Raw genomic sequence first — 20,139 nt, 5'->3', positions numbered from 1 at the left:
TCAGCCCTTCGATCGAGAGGACAGGGCCATGTTCATCACCACACGCGAACCCGCCGACACACGAAGCATGGGCATCGTGCACAGCGCACTACGACGGGACCTGCAGCGAGCCCGCCTCGTCATCGGAGCACCGCCTTATCCCGACGACGCCCGCCGACGAGCCATCGCCGACCACATCACCTGGATGATGGGCTTCCTCCACATGCATCACACCGGCGAGGACAAGGGGTTGTGGCCACTCGTCCGGTCGAGAAACCCCGACGCCGCACCCCTTCTCGACGACATGGAAGCCGATCATCTCCGGATCGCTCCGGCCGTCGACGCGTTGATCGAAGCCACCTCCGCCTACCGTCGGGACCCACAGGCACGGGACACCCTGCTCGACGCGCTGGAACGGCTGTCAGAAGTACTGCTCCCCCATCTCGAACGCGAGGAACTCGAGGCGATGCCGGTGGTCGCGGCCGCGATCAGCACCGCGGAGTTCCGGGACGTCGAACACGAATTCTTCGTCAAGCCAAAGGGATTCGCCGAACTCGGCCGCGAGGGTCACTGGGTCGTCGACGGTCTGGGAGATGAAGACCGGGAACGGATCTACGGCGTGGTGCCGGCCGTACCCAGGTTCATCCTCGTCCACGGCTTCGCACGCGCCTACCGGCGTCGGGCCGAGCTCATGTGGGGGCATGGTCCGGCGTCGAGGATCGGCCCGGTGACCGTCGAGGCGAAGAACCCGTCATGACACGCCGTCTCGCCCACCAGGGTCGCACCGAGTCGTATGCCGACGCACCACCCGAGGCCGTCTTCGACATCGTCTCCGACGTGACCCGGGTCGGCGAGTGGAGCCACGAGTGTCGGGGCGCGCACTGGGTCGGCGCCGAGAGGGAGGCAGCTCCCGGCGTACGATTCCGCGGCATCCTTCAGACCTACGACTTGCTCCATGTCGCACCGGGTTTCGACCGCATCTACTGGTTCCTCATCAAAGGCCATCGAGACCGCAGGGGTGCGCTCGCCGCGGATCTCGATCGCCTGGCAGCGCTCGCGGCTGCATTCAGCCGACGGTGAGGATCGCCAATCGCGGTCATGCGCGGTCAGCCTCGTCGTCGACGACGCCGATGTCCTCGTTCCACGGGCCGGGATTGGCCGCGATGAACTCCGACATCATCGCCGTGCAACGTTCGTCGTCGAGGATCGTGACCGACACCCCGAGGTCGGCGAGCCAGTCCTCTCCGCCCTGAAACGAACGGTTCTCGCCGATCACCACCGATCCGATGCCGAACTGCCGGATCAGTCCGCTGCAGTACCAGCAGCGCGCGAGGGTCGTCACCATGATCGTCGACGAGTAGTCCCGTTGCCGACCGGGCCTGCCGATAGGCGGTGTCCATCAGATGCGAGAGATCGAGACCGGAGGGGAGGTCCGACGGGAGAACTCATCTGGCAAGAATTGCCGATCGGGACCTCAGGCGGCAACTGGGGACTGCGCCGTCCTGCACCGCGCCGGGACCTTCACAGCCACGACACACCTACGACGACGATCGACCGACACCAGCGAGATCACCCGCCGATCACCGGGGCAGGCATCTGACTTTCAACGGCAGCACGCCGGGTCGAGCACCTGGCGCAGCGCCTGGAGTGCGTCGACGTGGGCACGGTAATAGACGTTCATGCCGCGACGCTCGGACCGGACCATGCCGGCTTTCTTGAGTTGACCGAGGTGGTGGCTGACCGTGGGTTCGGACAGTCCGACGGCGGTGGCCAGGTCGCAGGTGCAGACCTCGCCGGCCCCGTCGGTGAGCAGGATCGACATCAGCTTGATCCGCACCGGATCGGCGAGCGCTTTGAGTCGCAAGGCGATTTCCAGTGCGGCGTCATCGTCGAGCGGTGCGGCCGACACCGGTTCGCAGCAGATGGGGTCGATCATGTCGATGACCGGGAGCGCCTTGGGCATGACGGCCATCCTACCCACATCATTGACATATGTCGAAGAGGTTGGCACTCTGGACAGCGTCAGTAATTCGATATAAGTCGCACAGGTGGAGGTAGTCATGTCGCGTATGCAGCTCGCACTCAACGTTGATGATCTGAATCAAGCGGTCGAGTTCTACTCGAAGTTGTTCAATGTCGCCCCGGCCAAACGGAAGCCGGGTTACGCGAACTTTGCGGTCGCCGAGCCGCCGCTGAAGCTGGTGCTGTTGGAGAACCCGGGCAAGGGCGGCACGATCAACCACCTCGGTGTGGAAGTCGAGTCCAGCGATCAGGTGCACGCCGAGATCGCCCGACTCCTCGGTGAAGGCCTCTTCACCGAGGAAGAGATCAATACCACGTGTTGTTTCGCCACCCAGGACAAAGTCTGGGTGACGGGTCCGGCAGGTGAGAAGTGGGAGGTCTACACCGTCCTGGCCGACTCCGACACCTTCGGGACCAGCCCAAACCTGCTGGCCGACAGCGCGACCGGCGATTCGACCGACTCGCCGGCATGTTGTGGCACTGCCGGTGCCCCAGAGGCCGGCGAGCCCGCACCGAGTGCGTCCACCGCCTGCTGCTGACATCTCCCGAACCCGTCGGCGAGCAGCAGTGCTGCTGGTGCCCGCCGCCGGCTCAGGCGTGGTCGGCCAGGCGCGCGGTGAGGTCGGTGATGCGAGCGGCGATGTCGTCGCGGATCAGACGCATGCGCTCGATGCCGTCGATCCCGCGTGCGGAGGGTTCATCGGTCTCCCAGACCTCGACGACGGCCCCATCTGGCGGGGTGACTTGCGCGGACGTTCCCAGCACGACCGTGAGGTCGGCGTCGCGCATCAGATCGTCGGTGAGTTGGCGTGGCGTATGGCCGTCGATGTCCACGCCGACTTCGGCGAGCACCTGAGCGGACAGGTCGTTGACATGCTTGCCGATCGCGGCGTCGGTTCCGGCGGAGGAGGCGTTGATCGCGCCGGCGCCCAACGTGCTCGACAGGCCTTGGGCCATGACCGACTTACCTCGATTGCTCACGCACACGAACAGAACCGATCGTGATGTGCTCATCGCACGCTCTGTTCCGTGCCGGCGGGCACGATCTCGGCGAGCAGGTCGACCACCAGCGATCGGATCTGATCGCGGATTGGGCGCACCGCGTCAATACCCTGGCCGGCGGGGTCTGCGAGTGCCCAGTCGCGGTAGTCGACCCCGGGAAACACCGGGCAGGCGTCGCCGCAGCCCATGGTGATGACCACGTCGGAGCGCTCGACGGTGTCGGGGGTGAGGATCTTCGGAGCTTGGTCGGAGATGTCGATTCCGACCTCGGCCATGGCCTCCACGGCCACGGGGTTGATGGCTTCCGCCGGCGCCGAACCCGCAGAGCGAACCTCGACCCGACCGCCACCCAGCGCGGTGAGAAACCCGGCGGCCATCTGAGAACGGCCGGCGTTGTGGACGCAGACGAACAACACACTCGGTCTCGGTGCAGACATGGCGTGGCTTCCTTTTCGGTGTGAGAGGAGGTTATGCGTGTGGTGCGGGACGAGCCCTCGAGCAAGCTCAGGACTTCTGCGGGGCGATGAAGCGCTTGCGCAACGCCAGCGAGACGTACACCAACCCCACGAGGACCGGGACCTCGATCAACGGGCCCACGACACCGGCCAATGCCTGTCCCGAAGTGGCGCCATACGTGGCGATCGCGACCGCGATGGCCAGTTCGAAGTTGTTGCCGGCAGCAGTGAACGCCATCGTCGTGGTGCGTTCGTACCCGAGTTTCATGGCCGCACCGAATGCATAACCGCCGCCCCACATCACCGCGAAGTACACCAGCAGCGGGATCGCGATGCGGACGACATCGAGCGGTTGGGAGGTGATCTGATCACCTTGCAGGGCAAAGAGAATCACGATAGTGAACAGCAACCCGTACAGCGCCCACGGACTGATCCTGGGAATGAACGTCGACTCATACCAGTCGCGACCCCTGTTCCGCTCCCCCAGATATCGGGACAGGAATCCGGCGGCCAGCGGGATGCCCAGGAAGACCAGCACCGATTTGGCGATCTGCCACGGAGACGCATCGATCGTTGTCTGCTCCAGACCCAGCCAACCCGGCAAGACCGAGAGGTAGAACCAGCCCAGGACGGCGAACATCACGACCTGGAACACCGAGTTGATCGCCACCAACACTGCAGCTGCTTCACGGTCACCGCACGCCAGATCATTCCAGATGATCACCATCGCGATGCATCGCGCCAACCCGACGATGATCAGACCGGTGCGGTACTCGGGCAGGTCGGCGAGGAAGATCCAGGCCAGAGCGAACATCAACGCAGGGCCGACGACCCAGTTCAGGACCAGCGATCCGATGAGGAGTCGCTTGTCTCCGGTCACCGTGTCGAGGCGGTCGTAGCGGACCTTCGCCAGAACCGGATACATCATGATCAGCAGGCCGATCGCGATGGGTAACGAGACGCCATCGATCGAGATGGCCGACAGCACATCGTTCAACCCGGGGATCAACCGGCCCAGGAGCAGGCCGGCGACCATCGCCACCCCGATCCACACCGGCAGGAACCGGTCAAGGGTGGAGAGTTTGCCGACGACCGCGGGGTGCTCGGAAGTGTTCGATGCGGTACTCACGCGATCACCAACGTGTCCGCGGTGGGATCCGCCGAGCTCAGAATGGACGAGAGCTGCTGCAACGCAGCAGGAATGACCCAGTAGTACACCCAGGTGCCCCGGCGCTCACAGTCCAGCAGACCCGCCTGCCGCAACACCTTGAGATGGTGCGAGATGGTGGGCTGGGACAAATCGAACGATCCCGAGATGTCGCACACGCAGGCCTCCCCGCCGGCATGGCTGGCCACCAGGCTCAGCAACCGCAATCGCACCGGATCGCCCATCGCCTTGAACATGCGCGCCAACTCCACCGTCGCATCGACGCTGAGAGGCTCCTGCACCAACGGCGTACAACACGCCTCGTCCGCCACGTCGGGCAGCCGGTCCTGATTCGACATGCGTCTATATTGACAGACCTCGAACCGCCGACCAAATGAACATTCGTCGAACGCCGGCCGCGAGACAGATGGCGCCAGGGCGATGTCGAGCCATCGATTCCTGCTACTGCATGACGGTCGCCATAGGTGGTCGTCAGCTCTTCGTCAGATCCTGCGCGAGCATCACGATGATGCCGCTGGGCCCACGCACGTAAGTGAGCTTGTAGATGTTCTCGTAGTTCGCGACCCCGCGAAGCGGACGACATCCGTGCCGCGCGGCGATCTCGAGCGCCGCGTCGAGGTCGTCGACCGAGAACGCGACACGGTGCATGCCGATCTCGTTGGGCAGCGTCGGCGTCGTCTCGATGGCGTCGGGATGGAGGTACTCGAACAGTTCGAGCCGGCCTTGCCCGTCGGGTGTCCGCAGCATCGCGATCTTGGCGTGGTTTCCGTCGAGACCGACTGCGGTGGAGGCCCATTCGCCGCTCACCTCGTCCCGGCCGACGACGCTGAGGCCGAGGTCGGTGAAGAACGCGATCGCCGCCTCGATGTCGCGGACCGCGATCCCGATGTTCTCGAGTTTGATGGCCATGTCGGCCACGGTAACTCCCCGAAGCTGTGGATCGGTATCGGCTCAGAGAACCTTCTTCACCACGCTCGACTTCAGTTGCATCTGACCGAAATCGGGGACCTTCGCGTCGATGTCGTGGTCGCCCACGCCGTCGGAGATCAACCGGATGTTTCGCACCTTCGTGCCGATCTTGATGACACCGCCGCCACCGCCCTTGACCTTGACGGTCTTGACGATGGTCACGGTGTCACCATCGGCAAGGGCGTTGCCGACCGAATCCTTGATCTCGGTCGTGGCCGCGGCGTCGACTTCCGACGATTCATCGGCCGACCACTCGTGCCCGCACATCGGGCACACCAGGAGCGCGCCCTGCGGGTGGGTGAACTCCTGAGCACACTCCGGGCACGGAGGCAGCTGGTCAGACATGGAAGAAGCGGAACGTTTGCATGCCCATGAGCATAGCCTGCCACCTGCGCAAACATGCCAACCAGCTGGGCGTTGGACCCGGAAAGAAGGTTTGTCGGAGCTTCCTCATCTCGGATGGACTCTCGTCGGAAACGCCGGCGCATTCAGCCCAGGACCGCCGGGCACTCGATGACCTCGATCGAGTTGCCACGAAAGAGTGTCAGGTGTGGGTGCTCGCCCAGGATGCGGACCGCGTCGTCATGGGAATCGGCCTCGACAACCGCGTACGCAACCTTGGCGTCCTCGAACTCCTCGACGCCGTCGGCGGTCACTCGACGCTTCCGGAACAGTGGGGCACCGGGATCGATCAGAGCCGTTCGATGGGCTCGTGCCCAGGCCGACCAGGCCGCCATGAAGTCGGCCTGCTGCTGCTCGGTCAGCCCAACCCTGTCGATGTCGCCGGCCGAGCCGTTGAGGATCGCGAGAAATCTGGGCACACCAACACGATAGGCGTCGGGGCGAGCCGGTGCGCCGCTACACGTTGAAGCGGAACTCCACCACGTCGCCGTCCTGCATGATGTAGTCCTTGCCCTCCATGCGGACCTTGCCGGCGGCCTTGGCGGCGGCCATCGATCCGGCCTCGTCGAGGTCGGCGAAGGACACGATCTCGGCCTTGATGAAGCCCTTCTCGAAGTCGGTGTGGATGACGCCGGCCGCCTTGGGTGCGGTGTCGCCCTGGCGGATCGTCCAGGCGCGCGCCTCCTTCGGACCTGCGGTGAGGTAGGTCTGCAGGCCGAGGGTGTGGAAACCGGCGCGCGCGAGCGAAGTCAGGCCGGGCTCGTCCTGGCCGATGGAGTCGAGCAGTTCCAGGGCGTCCTCCTCGTCGAGTTCGAGGAGTTCGCTCTCGACCTTCGCGTCGAGGAACACCGCGTCGGCCGGTGCGATGGCGGCGCGCAGTTCGGCCTTCTTCGCGTCGTCGGTGAGCACGCCCTCGTCGGAGTTGAACACGTAGAGGAACGGCTTCGCCGTCATCAGGTGCAGCTCGCGGACCGAAGACAGGTCGAACGAATCCTTCTGCGAGAACAGCGTTTTTCCGCTGTCGAGGATCTCCTGTGCCTTCTTGGCCGCCTCGAGGGTCTCGACGAGGTCCTTGTTCTTGCGCGAGTCCTTCTCCAGACGCGGGAGCGCCTTCTCCAGCGTCTGCATGTCGGCGAGGATCAGTTCGGTCTCGATGACCTCGATGTCGGCGAACGGATCGACGCGACCGTCGACATGCACGACGTCACCGTCGTCGAAAACACGGACCACCTGGCAGATGGCGTCGGCCTCACGGATGTTGGCGAGGAACTGGTTGCCCATGCCCTCGCCCTCGGACGCACCCTTGACGATGCCGGCGATGTCGACGAACGACACCGTGGCGGGCAGGATGCGCTCGCTGCCGAAGATCTCCGCGAGACGCTTCAGTCGCGCGTCGGGCAGTTCGACCACGCCCACGTTGGGCTCGATGGTGGCGAACGGGTAGTTGGCCGCCAGCACATCGTTACGGGTCAGGGCGTTGAACAGGGTCGACTTACCGACGTTGGGCAGACCGACAATTCCCAGGGTGAGACTCACGGGCGACCAGTCTATCGGCACCGGCCGCGAGGCCCGACGCTGCGTCGGACCTCGTCGTGGACCCGGCGGTCAGTCCCGGTCCAGCAATCCCTTGACCGGGTTCGGCGGCTCCTTCGGCGGGTCCTCGTCGGGGACGCCCACCTGCTTGGTGACGGGCGCACCTTCGGGTGCCAGCGACTCCCCCGCGCGTTCGGCGATCCGCTCGTTCAGGTAGCGCAACACCACCGCCAGCGACGCGACCGCCGGCACCGCGAGGAAGGCACCGGTGATACCGAACAGGGTGCCGCCCAACGTCACCGAGAGCAGCACGATCACGGCGTGCAGATCCATCGACTTCGCCTGCAACCACGGCTGCAGCACATTGCCCTCGAGCTGCTGCACAGCCAGGATGACGCCGAGCAGGATGAGCGCGGTGGTCAGGCCGTTGGACACGAGGGCGATGAGCACGGCGAGCGCTCCGGCGACGAACGCACCGACGATCGGGATGAAGCCGCCGAGGAAGGTGACCACCACCAACACGCCGGCGAGCGGAACCCCGAGGATGAACAAGCCGAGGCCGATGAGCGCGGCGTCGACGAAGCTGACGACCGCCTGCGTCCGGATGAATCCACCGAGGCTGTTCCACATCCGGGTCAGGACCTCACCGACGTGGGTGCCGGAGGGCTTGCCGACCGAGCGGTCGAGCCACGGCACGAACTTCGGCCCGTCCTTGAGGAAGAAGAACACCAGCACGAACGTGGTGAAGACGGTGACGAGCAGCGATGTCGCGGTGCCCACGCCGCTGAACACACCCGAGGCGATGGTCGACGCACTCGACTGCAACTTGCTCGTGATGGCGTTGACGATGTTGTCGAGCTGTTCGTCCTCGATGTTGAGCGGCGGCCCCTGAACCCAGTCCTGGAGATGCTTCACACCGTCGGTGGCCCGGTTGGCGAGTTCGGGAGCCTGGTCGACGATCGACGGCACGATCAGACCGATGACACCTCCGAGCACACCGAGACCGATCAGCATCATCAACAACGACGCCGCCGCGGCCGGGACGCCGTGGTTACGCATCCAGCGCACCGGCGGCCACAGGATGGTGCACACGATGATCGCGAGCAGGACCGGCAGCAGGATCACCCAGAACTTGCCGAGCACCCAGAAGAGCACCCACAGGGCGGCTGCCACCAGCACGATCTGCAGACCCACGGTCGCGCACGATCGCAGGCCGGCCATCATCACCTGGGCGCGCGTCGGGTATGCCTTCTCCTCGACGCCGCCGAGTACGGCATCATCCCCGAGGACGGCGTCGGCACCCACCGAGATGGAATCCGGGCTGCCGGTTCCGGCTTCGTCGTCTGCACGCTGGTCGTCCGAGCTGTCAGTCACTCGTGGATCCTCACACACCACGATGACATCGCGGAGTCGACGCGACGGATGACGGTCGCCGCGGATGCGAACAGCTCAGGGATGCCGCGACCGGTCAGCGTCGGCGCAGTTTGCGTCCGATGAAGCGGATCAGCGAATTGAGCGCCTCGAGTTCGGCGTCAACCTGATTGAAGACCGGCGGGATGTCGTCCCGGCCACACATCTCGACTCCGGCGCGTCGAACGGCCGGATCGGCGACTCGTCGGCCCGCTGACCATCCCACGGCACGGGCGCGATGCCTTGTTCGGCCTCTTCGGTTAGTGCGCGTCTGATGGTCTCGGGGCCGTAGAGACCCATCATCATCTCCAGGCCCCATCCGGGCAGCCCGGCGAGGGGCAGGTCGTCGTGCCGGCTTCGCCGTCGGCCATCGAACCGTGTGGACATGGCGCAATCGTGCCACAGCACTGTTACTCAGATCACAGATTCGGCCGTACATGTCGCGTCCGATTTCCGCCAGAAGTCGATCCCGCCGAATGTCAGAGTGGAGAGGTGACCACAGCTTCCGTCGAACACACCGTCCCGGGCTCGGCTCCGGACTTCGACCGCTGCTATCGCGCCCTCCAGGCACGGGATGCACGTTTCGACGGCCAGTTCTTCGTTACCGTCCGGACCACCGGGATCTACTGCCGTCCGTCGTGCCCCGCGCAGACGCCGCGACCACACAATGTCGCGTTCGTGCTGACCGCGGCCGCGGCCCAGCAACAGGGCTACCGTGCCTGCCGGCGATGTGCTCCCGACGCCGTCCCCGGTTCTCCGCTGTGGAATGTGAACGCCGACATGTCCGCCCGCGCGATGCGGCTGATCGCGGACGGGGTCGTCGAACGTGAGGGTGTCGGCGGTCTCGCGGCACGGCTGAAGTACTCACCCCGCCATCTCAACCGTGTCCTCACCGACCACCTGGGTGCCGGTCCGCTCGCGCTCGCCCGCGCGCACCGGGCCACCAACGCCCGGGTGCTCATCCAGTGCACGACGCTACCGATGTCCGACGTCGCCTTCGCCGCCGGCTTCGCCAGCATCCGGCAGTTCAATGACACGATCCGCGCCGTCTTCGGACTCACCCCGACCGAACTCCGGCGACTCCGCAACGGTCGCGACCGACCACACGCCGAAGCACCGTCGGCTCCGGGCAGTGTCAGCCTGCGCCTGCCGTTTCGCGCGCCCTACCGCTGGACGTGGATGCGCTGGTTTCTGTCCGCACACGCGGCAGCGGGGGTCGAGACCGTCATCGACGACTCCGACGCACCCCTCGGTTGGCGGTTCCGGCGTGTCATCAACCTCCCGCACGGCTCGGCGATCGCCGAGATCGAACCCCATGACGACCACGTCGGTGTCGTTCTCTCCCGACTCGACATGCGCGACCTCGGTGCTGCGGTGAACCGTCTGCGTCGGCTACTCGACCTCGATGCCGACATCACCGCCGCCGCGGAGACCCTCGCCGACGACCCGACTCTCCGCCTTGTCGTCGAGACCGCGCCCGGACTCCGCGTGCCGGGCAGTCTCGACCCCGCGGAGACGATCATCCGCACCATGCTGGGACAGCAGGTCAGTCTCGCGGCCGCACGACATCAGATCGACCGGCTCGTCGACGCGCTCGGCGAAGCGTTGCCCGACGGTGCCACCTCGGGCGCCGATCGGGTACCGAAGGCTTTTCCCACCTCGGCCGCCATCGCGGCCCACGGACGCGAAGTGTTGCGCGGACCGCGCCGCCGGATCGACGCCGTCATCGGGGTCGCCGAGGCGCTCGCCGAAGGTCGGGTGGAACCGCATGCCGGGGTCGATGCGTCTGACCTACGTGCGCAACTGATCGAGCTGCCCGGAATCGGCCCCTGGACCGCCGACATCGTCACCATGCGAGTGACGGGCGATCCCGACGTCCTGCTCGCGAACGACCTGGTCGTCGCCCGGGCCGCGGCCGACCTGGGACTCGATCTGCGCGACACACATCACTGGGCACCGTGGCGGTCGTACGCGACGATGCACCTGTGGCGACACCGCCTCGCCGGCGCCGGCGAGGACGTATGACGAGCGGACCCCAGATGACGCCTGATCCGATGACGCCCCATCCGACACCGATTCGACTCGAACCCCGACCCGACAGGAACGCCATGCCTGCACCGTCCCCCACCGTCACCGACGGACCGACCGCCCACACCACGGCCGCCGACGACCCCGTCACCCCCGGCACTGCCACCGCCGCCGGTTACGCCACCCTCGACACCCCGAACGGTCCGTTCACCGTGATCGCCGACGACTCGGAGCGCGTCCTCGCATCCGGGTGGACCGACGATCCCGCCTATCTCTCCGCACTCATCCACCGATCGTTGCGTCCGGAGTCACTGCAGCGTTCCGTGACGCTCGGGAGACTCACCGACGCGGTGTCGGCGTACTACGCGGGCGAGGTCGATGCGCCGTCCCGGGTCGAGGTGGTCCAGCTCTCCGGCGGCACCTTCCTGAACAAGGCGTGGGACGCGCTGCGTCTCGTCGAACCCGGGCGGCCGGTCACCTACACCGAGTTCGCCGAGCGCGCGGGCGAACCGGCCGCCATCCGCGCCGCGGCGACCGCGTGTGCGCGCAATGCCGCCGCACTCTTCGTGCCGTGCCACCGGGTCAAGCGCAGCGACGGAACGCTCGGTGGCTTCCGCTACGGACTGGACATCAAGAGGTGGCTGCTCGACTTCGAGGCACCAGCGGAGGACTGAGCCGGAGCTGCGGCGACGGCGTTTTGTCGGAGGCATCCGCCACCATCGGGGCATGATCGCTGCAGCCCTGTCACTCGTGTTCGGCGTCCTGCTCGGCATCGCGCTCGGGTGGTGGGCGCACGCCGCGCGCAGCGCCGGGGTGGTGGCGGCCGCCCGCTCCGAGGTGGAGATGCTGCGCGAGGGACGCAGCGAGGTGGCGTCGTCGTTGTCGTGGGCCACCGAGGATGCGGCACGGCGGCAGTCCACGGCGATCGGCAGCCAGGTGCAGCACATCGTGGAACCGCTACGCGCGACCCTCGCCCAGCTCTCCGACGAACTGCGTCGGGTCGAGTCCAATCGGATCGGCGCGTACGCCGGGCTCACCGAGCAGGTTCGCGGCATCCACGCGGCATCCGTCGCGCTCAACGACCAGACCCGGCAGCTCGCCAACGCACTGCACAGCTCCCACTCGCGCGGCCGCTGGGGCGAGGTGCAGCTCGAACGGGTCGTCGAACTCGCCGGGATGACCAAACACTGTGACTTCAGCACCCAGGTGTCGCTGCCGGACAAGACCAAGGCCGGCGCGACGGTCCGGCCCGACCTCGTCGTCCACCTCGCGGGCGGACGCGACATCGTCGTCGACGCCAAGGTGCCCCTCGAGGCGTATCTGCGTGCCGCCGAGTCCACCGAGGCCGCCGCCCGGGATCGTCTGATCGGCGAGCATGCCCGGGCGCTGCGCGCACACATCGCCCGGTTGTCCGCGAAGTCCTACTGGACGGCCTTCGAGAACACGCCGGAGATGGTGGTGCTGTTCCTCCCCGCCGACGCGGTCCTCGAAGCCGCCGTCCGCACCGATTCCGAGGTCCTCGAGTACGGCTTCGCACGCAATGTGGTGATCGCCACTCCGACGACCCTCATCGCGTTGCTCCGGACCGTCGCCCTCGGCTGGCGCCACGACGCGATGGCCCGCGACGCCGCGGTCATCCATGCCCTCGGCATGGAACTCCACCAACGTCTCGCCGGGGTACTAGGTCATCTGGGGTCGCTCGGCACATCGCTGCAGCGCACCGTCGACGCCTACAACTCGACGATCGGGTCGGTCGAGAGCCGACTGGGCGTCACCGCACGACGACTGGCCGAACTCGACGCCCTGGGCGAGGTCGCCGAACCGCCGCGACCCCGCGTGATCCACGACACCTGCAGGTCCGCCGAATCCGTCGCGACACCTGCGTCGACATCGGCGGCCACGTCCACGCCACGGTCCGGGGGTGGAGCGTTTTCCGCCGATGAACCGGTACCGTGACCATGTGCCTTCCCCACAACGCCTACAGACGGCGGTACCCCTGGACCAGCAGTCCGTGCTGCCCACGGTCCGCGGTGTGCCGTGGTGGGGTGCCGTTCTCCTGGCAACCGGGATCACGGCCCTCGGTGCGGCGATCGACGCCGGCAGCAACGATTCGCTCGGCGGGATCTACAAGTTCTGTTATCTCGTCGGCTGTGTCCTCGCTGCTCTGGCCGTGCGTCGACGCGCACTGTTCACCGCTGCCGCCCAGCCGCCGCTGATCGCGTTCTTCGTCAGTATCGTCACGCTGTACGGCCTCAATTCCGAGCAGGCGTCGTCCGGTCTGAAGAGCCTGATCTTCAAGGTGCTGCTGCCGATCGCCGCGGATTTCCCCTGGATGCTGACGGTCTTCCTCGTCACCTTGGCCATGGTGCTCGTCCGCTGGTTCCTGACCCGCGGCGACGACGACAAGAACTCCGGTGGTCGGGAGAAGCCGACCGGGTCCCGCGGTGCGTCGACTCGCGCGAGCCGAGACAAGACCGACCGCGCCAAGACCGGCGAGTCGACCGAGCGCGCGACGACGCATCGTCGGGCCAAGAGCAGCACGGCCCAGCAGGCCGGCGCCGGCCAGACCGCCAAGTCGCCGTCGAACCGGTCGCGCCCCCAGCGGTCCCGTCCCGGCTCCGCCTCCGAACGCCCGGCCCCGTCGGCGCGTACGGCGACCGTCGAACGGACCCAGCGGACCCCGGCAACCGCGCGTCCGACGGTGGCGGATCTCGCCGGACCCGACCTCACCCCGTCGGACGCACCGCTCTCGGGTCAGTCCGACACGCCTCGGACCGACCCCGCCCCGTCCGGGTTCCAGACGTACGAGTCGGCCACCGACGCCGGTCCGGCAGGCGTCGCCGACACCCGCTCCTGACGCGCCCAGAATCGCCACCTCCGGTCGCACGCGCCAGGCGGATTCAACCGGTCGCCGCGACAGCGGGGTCTCCGACGAGCGTCAGCCGCCGGCGTTGAGTTCGATCCAGTGCCCCAGCTTGCGTGCCGCGGCGTCGAGCCGTTCGGGCCACTCCATCGCACCCTCGTCGGCGTTGTCGGTGACCGCCTTGACCAGCCGGCACGGGATCCCGAACTGCGCACTCACATGGGCTACCGCGCATCCCTCCATGTCGACGAGGTCCGCGTGGCGTGCCAGCTGGGCCCGCCGCACCGGGTCGGCGACGAAGGTGTCCCCCGAGGCCAGCACCGTTCCGTCACCGTCCGGGAGTTCCCAGCGATCGGTCATCTCATAGCCCATGGCGCGTAGTTCGGCGCTGCTGATGTCGTGTTCGAGCACCGATGACGGGATGAACAGATCGCGCCCGGGACCGACGACTCCGTCCCGCAGCACCCCCGCGGTGCCGATGTTGATCACCTGCCGGACCGGTGCACCGGCGGCGAGCTCGCGACTCAACGCCATCGTCGCCCGGACCTTGCCGATCCCGGTGATGAGCAGCCGTGAACCCGCCGGCAGATGCCGCGCCTCGGCGCGGGTCGCCGACACGATCAGAACATTTCCGGACACACCACTCCGCACACCGTCATCAGACACCGGGTGATTATCGCGTGCGTCATCCACGCGCGAGCGCCGAGGACGCCCGAGCGGCCCGGCCCAGAGCGGTGCCGTAGCCGGGTCCGTGCCCGGCGGCATGCACCGCGAGCGGGTGCAGTTGGTGGACCTCGACCCTGTCCTGCCAACCGGGTACCAAGGGGTGCGTCTCCTGATAGCCGTCGATGATCTCGTCGAGCAGCGGGCAGCCGAAGAGCGCGAGCATCGCGAGGTCGGTCTCCCGATGACCCCCGTGCGCAGCGGGGTCGATCATGACGACGCCCTGGGAGGTCCAGAGCACGTTGCCGTTCCACAGATCGCCGTGGATACGGGCCGCGGGTTCGTCGTCGTCGAACACTCCGCTCGCCACCAGCTCACAGGCGGCGCGGACCGCATCCTCGTCCTCAGCGGTCAGATTGCCGGCCTCCCGCGCCGGACGCAGATACGGTTCGACGCGTTCGGATGCGTAGAACTCGCCCCACGAGTCGTATTCGACCGAACTGAGCGGGCGCCGGCCGATGAACAGCCGGCCGTCGAAACCCGCGGGCGGCGAACCGAACCGCGGGGCACCGGCGTCGTGCATGCCCGCCAGCGCAGCTCCGAAGGCCCGGGCGGCCTCGCGATCCGGACGCGTCGTGTCGAGGTACTCGAGTTCGATGGCGTCCTCGCTCACCGCGAGCACCTTCGCCACCGGTGCGCCGGAGTCGGCGAGCCAGCGCAACCCGGCGACCTCGGCCGCGAAGAAGTCCCGGTGACCGCCCGGCGGGCCGCTGCTCCGCAGCGTCTTACGGAAGACGCGGCTCACTGCGCCGAATGGTGGTCGCGTGCCCGCGCCTCGAGCGTCGTGCCGCTGACCCGCGCGAGCTTGTCGAAACGATCGTTGGCCACCCGCATGGCGATCTCGTAGGGCAGGGCGAACTTCCGCGCCCACCAGTATCCGAACCGGATGTCGAACGACGTGTAGACCATGAACCGATTCTTGCGGATCCCCTTGAGGATCGCCGCGGCCGCGGTCTCGGGTGACACCGCGACCTTGTGGAAGTTGTTGATGGCGGCCTTGACTCGCGGGTCGTCACGGTCGACGCCGACGATCTCGACGGTGTCGACCAGCGGGGTGTCCACACCGCCCGGACACACCAGCGACACCCCGATACCGTGACGCCGCAGATCGAACCGCAACACCTCGGAGACACCGCGAATCCCGAACTTGCTCGCGCTGTAGGCGGCGTGCCACGGCAGGGCGAGCAGCCCCGCGGCCGACGACACGTTGACGATGTGTCCGCCACTCCCCCGCCGGACCATCTGCGGCACAAAGCATTCGATGATGTGGATCGGGCCCATGAGATTGACGTCGACGAGCGATCGCCAATGGCGGTGCTCGAGATTCTCCACCGTGCCCCATGCCGAGATCCCGGCGATGTTCATCACGACGTCCATCACGCCGACCTCGGCGTCGACCTGCCGCGCGAAGTTGGCCACCCAGTCGTAGTCGGAGACGTCTCCGGCGAGGTGGTAGAGCACGGTGCCGTCGGCGCGGAGGATTCCGGCGACGACCTCGTCGAGCTGATCGGCGTGTAGGTCGGTCAGCACCAGTTCGGCACCTCGTGCGGCGGCCGCCTCGGCGGTCGCGCGTCCGATCCCGCTCGCCGCCCCGGTGATCAGTACCTTGCGTCCGCGCAACGACGGCACCGGAGTGTCCATCACCAGGAGATCTCGAATGCCCATGGGGCCGAGGTTAGCCGCCGGAGGTGGACGGGCTCAGCTGATCGGCAGCTTCCCGTCGAACAGGCCGTACAGAATCGTGAGCATCGCTTTGAGGACCTGCGCCGACACATCCTGTCCCTGGGTGGCCAGCAACTGGACGACGGCCTCGGGCTCCTCGGTGGCGAGCAGCTGCTGCACGAACGGGATCACCGCGGACAGCCCGCTGGCGTCGTCGGCCGGCGGCACCGAAGGTGCGGGTCCGGCGCCGGTGGCCGCATTGCCGTTGACGTATTTCAGGATGCCGTCGGTGATGGCCGTCGCGTACTTCAGCTGGCCATCGCGTCCGGCCAGGGCGGCCGCCTCGGCCGGGTTGGACAGGTTGCCCATCTCGATGAAGACGGCCGGGACCTTGGTCAGGTTGACCGCGGCGATGTCCGGACGCGTCTGGATGCCGTTGTTCACCCCCGCGTAGTTGGCCGACGGGAAGCCGGCAGCGAGGAAGGAATCGCGCATGACGGTCGACGCCTTGCGCCCCTCACCCGACTGCACGCGGTTCACGCTGGCGTCCGGGATCGGCAGCGACGGCACGATCATGTGGAAGCCCTTCTTGGCGCCGTCCGCCCCGCGGCTCGTCGAATCGGCGTGCAGGCTGACCGCGACCGCTGCGCCGGACCGGCTCGCCGCGGCGGCACGCTCGTCGACGCAGCCACCCCACCCGAGGTCGTCGGGCCGGCTGAGCACCACTCGGGCGCCCTGGCTTTCCAGGCCGGCCTTGACCAGCTGGGTGATCTGCCAGTTGACGGTGTGCTCCTTGGCCCCATTCACCCCCGTGGCACCGGTGGTCTGGCAGTCCTTCTTGCCGCCGCGCCCGTCGGACACCTGCGCGCTGAGGCTCCGACCGGCAGCACTCGCCTGGTGGCCCGGGTCCAGGAAGATCGTCTTCCCCGCGAGCGCGGTCCCACGGGCCGGCACGGCCTGCGCAGGCGCCACCACCAGGTTCGACGCCATCACGGTCGACGCCACTGCCGTCACGGCGAAGGCGGTCGTCATCATGCGCTTCTTCATCATCTTCTGGAACATCGGCGTTTCGAGGCGGCGACCGCGCATCTCAGCTCCGGTCATTCGCCTCACTCCTCCCGTTAGGCACCATTGGTCACACTGGTCACAGACTTAACAGTGAAACAGGACGAGCGGAGTTTGCGAAATGCGCGTCCTGGGCGTTCCGGATTTCGTTAGCCGAATGTGACATGTGACCCGGCGTGTCGCGTGATCGGCGCCACACGTGTCGCGGGGTGCCGGCGCTCAGTCGGGCACGTGGCGCAGGACGCCGAGAATGCCGTGCTCGTCCTCCGCATCCTCCGGACGCGCGATCGCGGCCTGCAACTCAGCGTTCACGGCCTCGGCGTCGAGACCGCGACCGATCGCGACGAGTTCGGTCGACGGCGTCCGCGACGCCCACGACTCACGGCTCACCCGGACGAACCCGCCCACAGCGTGTACGACGAACTTCTGCCGATACCGCGGCCGGTCGAAGTGCACGATTCCCTTGATCCGGAAGCATCCGCTCGGCGGTCGCTCCAGGAACCGCGCGAGCCGACGCGGGTCGAGCGGTTCATCACTCCGAAAGGTGATCGCCTCGTACCCGGCGTGCAGGTGGTCGTGACCGGAATGGTCGTGTTCCTCGAGCAACAGCTCGTCGAGGGTGAGCTGTCCGCTTCGCGGTTCGTCGGTCCCGGCCGATTCGTCGATGTCGAACAACAGCGCCGGGTCGATCCGGGCCTCCTGGGTCACCATCGCCGCTGCGGTCGGGTTCAGCTGCGCGACAATCTCTTCGACGGTTCGCAGGTCCGCGCCGGTGATCAGGTCGGACTTGTTGACCAGAATGAGATCGGCTATCGCCATGTGCGCGTCGACCTCTGGGTGGTCCTCGCGCAGCGCGTGGATGTGCGCGGCGTCGACCACGTAGACCAGACCGCCGTAACGAAGCCGCGGATCCGCCACCGCGGTGACCATCCGGATGAGTGACCTCGGTTCGGCTATCCCGCTGGCCTCGATCACGATCGCGTCGATCTTCGCGCTCGGGCGGACCAGGGAGGTCAGCGCGTCGGCGAGACCGTCGGCGTCGACCGTGCAGCACATACATCCGTTGCTCAGGCTCACCGCGCCGTCGGCCTGGGCGGACACCAGCAGGGCGTCGATGTTGACCGATCCGAAGTCGTTGACCAGCACACCCAGCCTCGTACCGGAGGCACCCGCGGTGCGCAGCAGATGGTTGAGAAGCGTGGTCTTGCCCGATCCGAGGAAGCCGGCGACGACGATCACCGGGACCGGCGGCCGGGCCGTCCGCGCGGCGCTCAGCCCAGGCATGCCGGACAGATCACGGCGAGGTCCCGGCCCTCGCGATCGGGATGGTTCGCCACGTTGCTCGTCGCAGAACCGCATTCGACGCACCGGCCGAGCACCTCCGCGCGCTCGGAGAACTCCGTGCTCATCCGGTTGTCGAAGACGTAGAGCGAGCCGCGCCAGAGTCCGTCGTCGCGATACCGCTCTCCGTACCGGACGATGCCGCCGTCGAGTTGGTAGACCTCGCCGAACCCGCGATTGCGCATCACCGTGCTGAGGACCTCGCACCGGACACCGCCGGTGCAGTAGGTGACCACCGGGCGGTCCTTGAGGTGGTCGTAGGCGCCGCTCTCGATCAGCGGGACGAAGTCGCGCGTGGTCTGCGCTTTGGTGACCACCGCCCCGTCGAACCGTCCGACCTGCGCCTCGATCTCGTTGCGACCGTCGAAGAAGACGACCTCGTCGCCGCGTTCGTCGACGAGCCGGTGCACCTCGTCGGGTGTCAGACGGGTGCCGCCGCCCACCACCCCGTTCTCGTCGACGACGATCTCGTCGGGGACACCGAAGGTCACGATCTCCGGGCGCACCTTCACACTCAGTCGCGGGAAATCATCACCCGTGCCGTCGGACCATTTGATGTCGGCCTCGGCGAACCCGGGGTAGGAACGCGTGGTCCTGACGTAGCGTTTGACCGCAGCGATGTCGCCACCGACGGTGCTGTTGATCCCGTGCCGTGAAACGATGATCCTGCCCCGCAGCCCGAGCGACTCGCACACCGACAGCTGCCACAACCGAATGGCTTCCGGATCGGGCAGCGGGACGAAGACGTAGAACAGAACGATCTTGGGGGTCGACACAATGCAAGGGTACGGAAATCGATCGCGGCGGCCCGTACCCGTCCCCAGCCGGCGGCCGACCCATTTCGGCCGCGTGATCTGCGGTTCGATCGCAACACTGGCCGCCGCGGCAATCGTCACGATCGCGGGCTGCTCGTTACCGACCGACAACGCGCCGTCCCGGATCGTCATTCCGCCGACCGACGAACTGTCGACTCTCACCGAGGTCGAGTCGGCGTCGACGACATCCACCACGGTTGAGGACACGGCACAGAATCTCCCGGATTGGACAATCGGCCGCGTGGTCGCATTGGCGCCCCGGGTCGACAATTCGCGTTTTCATCAGGGGTCGGTGACCGCCGATTCACCGCTACAGGACTCGTCCGGCTTCCATTTCTCCACACCGGATCGATCGGTCAATTGCTCGACGGGCACCAACGGCAGCTCGTCGATGGCCTGTCGTATCGACGATGCCGGCGACTCCGGTCCGTCGACGCGGCGCAACACTCCCCCTGCGTCGTCGACCTCATGTGACTGGGCACCCGATTACGCAATCTTGAGTTCCGACGGTCCGCAGCGCGGCGCCTGTGCCAATCGCTATCCGGTTCTCTATCGCTCATCAATAGTCGATTTCGGGCACACGATTTCCATTTCCCGATTCTCGTGTCTCGTCGAGACGGTCGGCATCTTTTGTCTCGAATCCCGTTCGAAATCCGGATTCTCGGTGACCGACAGCGGTTATCGCACCATCTATGCCGCCGA

At 66.9% G+C, this 20,139-nt stretch carries 23 protein-coding genes and 1 pseudogene; 7 read left to right on the top strand and 17 right to left on the bottom strand.

The window, feature by feature from the left end; translation table 11 throughout:
- The first annotated feature begins 28 nt into the window (after positions 1 to 28).
- Together BPODLACK_RS11435 and BPODLACK_RS11430 are read left to right on the top strand one after the other, a co-directional pair.
- The gene (locus BPODLACK_RS11435) at positions 29 to 736 is read left to right on the top strand and encodes a hemerythrin domain-containing protein (protein WP_159405332.1); all 708 of its coding nucleotides are present in this window, start codon (positions 29 to 31) and stop codon (positions 734 to 736) included.
- Positions 733 to 1,059, top strand: coding sequence for an SRPBCC family protein (locus BPODLACK_RS11430; RefSeq protein WP_006435930.1), 327 nt, complete (start codon positions 733 to 735; stop codon positions 1,057 to 1,059). Before BPODLACK_RS11435 ends, BPODLACK_RS11430 begins: the two co-directional genes overlap by 4 nt.
- A 16-nt stretch (positions 1,060 to 1,075) precedes the next feature.
- Here BPODLACK_RS11430 and BPODLACK_RS11425 read toward each other — a convergent pair.
- Positions 1,076 to 1,354 (bottom strand): annotated as a pseudogene (locus BPODLACK_RS11425) (nucleoside deaminase); the annotation flags it as partial.
- A 228-nt stretch (positions 1,355 to 1,582) separates the two neighbouring features.
- On the bottom strand, positions 1,583 to 1,942 hold the full coding sequence (locus BPODLACK_RS11420; RefSeq protein WP_006435928.1) for an Rv2640c family ArsR-like transcriptional regulator: 360 nt from the start codon (positions 1,940 to 1,942) through the stop codon (positions 1,583 to 1,585).
- Between the two features lie 97 nt (positions 1,943 to 2,039).
- Here BPODLACK_RS11420 and BPODLACK_RS11415 point away from each other — a divergent pair, with 97 nt between their 5' ends.
- Positions 2,040 to 2,540, top strand: coding sequence for an ArsI/CadI family heavy metal resistance metalloenzyme (locus BPODLACK_RS11415; RefSeq protein WP_159405331.1), 501 nt, complete (start codon positions 2,040 to 2,042; stop codon positions 2,538 to 2,540).
- Positions 2,541 to 2,592: 52 nt separating this feature from the next.
- On the opposite strand, the gene BPODLACK_RS11410 is transcribed toward BPODLACK_RS11415, so the two are convergent.
- From BPODLACK_RS11410 to BPODLACK_RS11370, 9 genes are all read right to left on the bottom strand, one after another.
- A complete protein-coding gene (locus BPODLACK_RS11410) occupies positions 2,593 to 3,015 on the bottom strand; it encodes an arsenate-mycothiol transferase ArsC (protein ID WP_159405330.1) in 423 nt (140 codons plus the stop codon).
- The gene (locus tag BPODLACK_RS11405) at positions 3,012 to 3,440 is read right to left on the bottom strand and encodes an arsenate reductase ArsC (RefSeq protein WP_006435925.1); all 429 of its coding nucleotides are present in this window, start codon (positions 3,438 to 3,440) and stop codon (positions 3,012 to 3,014) included. The genes BPODLACK_RS11410 and BPODLACK_RS11405 overlap by 4 nt, the downstream gene beginning before the upstream one ends.
- A 67-nt stretch (positions 3,441 to 3,507) precedes the next feature.
- The gene (gene arsB, locus BPODLACK_RS11400; protein WP_006435924.1) at positions 3,508 to 4,587 is read right to left on the bottom strand and encodes an ACR3 family arsenite efflux transporter; all 1,080 of its coding nucleotides are present in this window, start codon (positions 4,585 to 4,587) and stop codon (positions 3,508 to 3,510) included.
- Positions 4,584 to 4,964 (bottom strand): ArsR/SmtB family transcription factor, encoded by a 381-nt coding sequence (locus tag BPODLACK_RS11395; RefSeq protein ID WP_006435923.1) that lies wholly within the window; start codon positions 4,962 to 4,964, stop codon positions 4,584 to 4,586. The genes arsB and BPODLACK_RS11395 overlap by 4 nt, the downstream gene beginning before the upstream one ends.
- A gap of 133 nt (positions 4,965 to 5,097) precedes the next feature.
- Positions 5,098 to 5,535: a VOC family protein gene (locus tag BPODLACK_RS11390; protein ID WP_040004680.1), complete on the bottom strand. Its 438-nt coding sequence runs from the start codon at positions 5,533 to 5,535 to the stop codon at positions 5,098 to 5,100.
- A gap of 42 nt (positions 5,536 to 5,577) precedes the next feature.
- Complete coding sequence (locus BPODLACK_RS11385; protein WP_006435921.1) at positions 5,578 to 5,940, bottom strand: zinc ribbon domain-containing protein YjdM; 363 nt, start codon at positions 5,938 to 5,940, stop codon at positions 5,578 to 5,580.
- Positions 5,941 to 6,083: 143 nt separating this feature from the next.
- Positions 6,084 to 6,416: a hypothetical protein gene (locus BPODLACK_RS11380; RefSeq protein WP_006435920.1), complete on the bottom strand. Its 333-nt coding sequence runs from the start codon at positions 6,414 to 6,416 to the stop codon at positions 6,084 to 6,086.
- Between the two features lie 37 nt (positions 6,417 to 6,453).
- Positions 6,454 to 7,533: a redox-regulated ATPase YchF gene (gene ychF, locus BPODLACK_RS11375; RefSeq protein ID WP_006435919.1), complete on the bottom strand. Its 1,080-nt coding sequence runs from the start codon at positions 7,531 to 7,533 to the stop codon at positions 6,454 to 6,456.
- 69 nt (positions 7,534 to 7,602) lie between these two features.
- Positions 7,603 to 8,904 carry an AI-2E family transporter gene (locus tag BPODLACK_RS11370; protein WP_096274326.1) on the bottom strand — a complete coding sequence of 434 codons (1,302 nt, stop codon included), beginning with the start codon at positions 8,902 to 8,904 and terminating at the stop codon, positions 7,603 to 7,605.
- 528 nt (positions 8,905 to 9,432) lie between these two features.
- Here BPODLACK_RS11370 and BPODLACK_RS11360 point away from each other — a divergent pair.
- The 4 genes from BPODLACK_RS11360 (at position 9,433) to BPODLACK_RS11345 (ending at position 13,825) form a co-directional block, all read left to right on the top strand.
- Entirely contained in the window at positions 9,433 to 10,965 is a 1,533-nt protein-coding gene (locus BPODLACK_RS11360; protein ID WP_159405329.1) for a DNA-3-methyladenine glycosylase 2 family protein, read from the top strand.
- A gap of 83 nt (positions 10,966 to 11,048) precedes the next feature.
- Positions 11,049 to 11,642: a methylated-DNA--[protein]-cysteine S-methyltransferase gene (locus BPODLACK_RS11355; RefSeq protein ID WP_006435916.1), complete on the top strand. Its 594-nt coding sequence runs from the start codon at positions 11,049 to 11,051 to the stop codon at positions 11,640 to 11,642.
- Positions 11,643 to 11,694: 52 nt separating this feature from the next.
- On the top strand, positions 11,695 to 12,924 hold the full coding sequence (locus tag BPODLACK_RS11350; protein ID WP_024498253.1) for a DNA recombination protein RmuC: 1,230 nt from the start codon (positions 11,695 to 11,697) through the stop codon (positions 12,922 to 12,924).
- Positions 12,925 to 12,928: 4 nt separating this feature from the next.
- Positions 12,929 to 13,825 carry a DUF6542 domain-containing protein gene (locus tag BPODLACK_RS11345; RefSeq protein WP_035760340.1) on the top strand — a complete coding sequence of 299 codons (897 nt, stop codon included), beginning with the start codon at positions 12,929 to 12,931 and terminating at the stop codon, positions 13,823 to 13,825.
- Positions 13,826 to 13,906: 81 nt separating this feature from the next.
- On the opposite strand, the gene BPODLACK_RS11340 is transcribed toward BPODLACK_RS11345, so the two are convergent.
- The 6 genes from BPODLACK_RS11340 to trhO form a co-directional block, all read right to left on the bottom strand.
- On the bottom strand, positions 13,907 to 14,470 hold the full coding sequence (locus BPODLACK_RS11340; protein WP_024498251.1) for a nucleosidase: 564 nt from the start codon (positions 14,468 to 14,470) through the stop codon (positions 13,907 to 13,909).
- Positions 14,471 to 14,516: 46 nt separating this feature from the next.
- Positions 14,517 to 15,299: a fructosamine kinase family protein gene (locus BPODLACK_RS11335; RefSeq protein ID WP_024498250.1), complete on the bottom strand. Its 783-nt coding sequence runs from the start codon at positions 15,297 to 15,299 to the stop codon at positions 14,517 to 14,519.
- Entirely contained in the window at positions 15,296 to 16,219 is a 924-nt protein-coding gene (locus BPODLACK_RS11330) for an SDR family oxidoreductase (protein WP_006435911.1), read from the bottom strand. Before BPODLACK_RS11330 ends, BPODLACK_RS11335 begins: the two co-directional genes overlap by 4 nt.
- Before the next feature lie 33 nt (positions 16,220 to 16,252).
- A complete protein-coding gene (locus BPODLACK_RS11325) occupies positions 16,253 to 17,278 on the bottom strand; it encodes an N-acetylmuramoyl-L-alanine amidase (protein ID WP_024498249.1) in 1,026 nt (341 codons plus the stop codon).
- A gap of 222 nt (positions 17,279 to 17,500) precedes the next feature.
- Positions 17,501 to 18,565 carry a CobW family GTP-binding protein gene (locus tag BPODLACK_RS11320; RefSeq protein ID WP_201450611.1) on the bottom strand — a complete coding sequence of 355 codons (1,065 nt, stop codon included), beginning with the start codon at positions 18,563 to 18,565 and terminating at the stop codon, positions 17,501 to 17,503.
- Positions 18,553 to 19,398 carry an oxygen-dependent tRNA uridine(34) hydroxylase TrhO gene (trhO, locus tag BPODLACK_RS11315; protein ID WP_159405397.1) on the bottom strand — a complete coding sequence of 282 codons (846 nt, stop codon included), beginning with the start codon at positions 19,396 to 19,398 and terminating at the stop codon, positions 18,553 to 18,555. Before trhO ends, BPODLACK_RS11320 begins: the two co-directional genes overlap by 13 nt.
- Between the last annotated feature and the right edge of the window lie 741 nt (positions 19,399 to 20,139).

It is taken from the genome of Gordonia sp. YY1 (assembly GCF_009872315.1).
GTDB lineage: Bacteria > Actinomycetota > Actinomycetes > Mycobacteriales > Mycobacteriaceae > Gordonia > Gordonia amicalis.
This window is presented reverse-complemented; position numbering and strand designations above follow the sequence as displayed.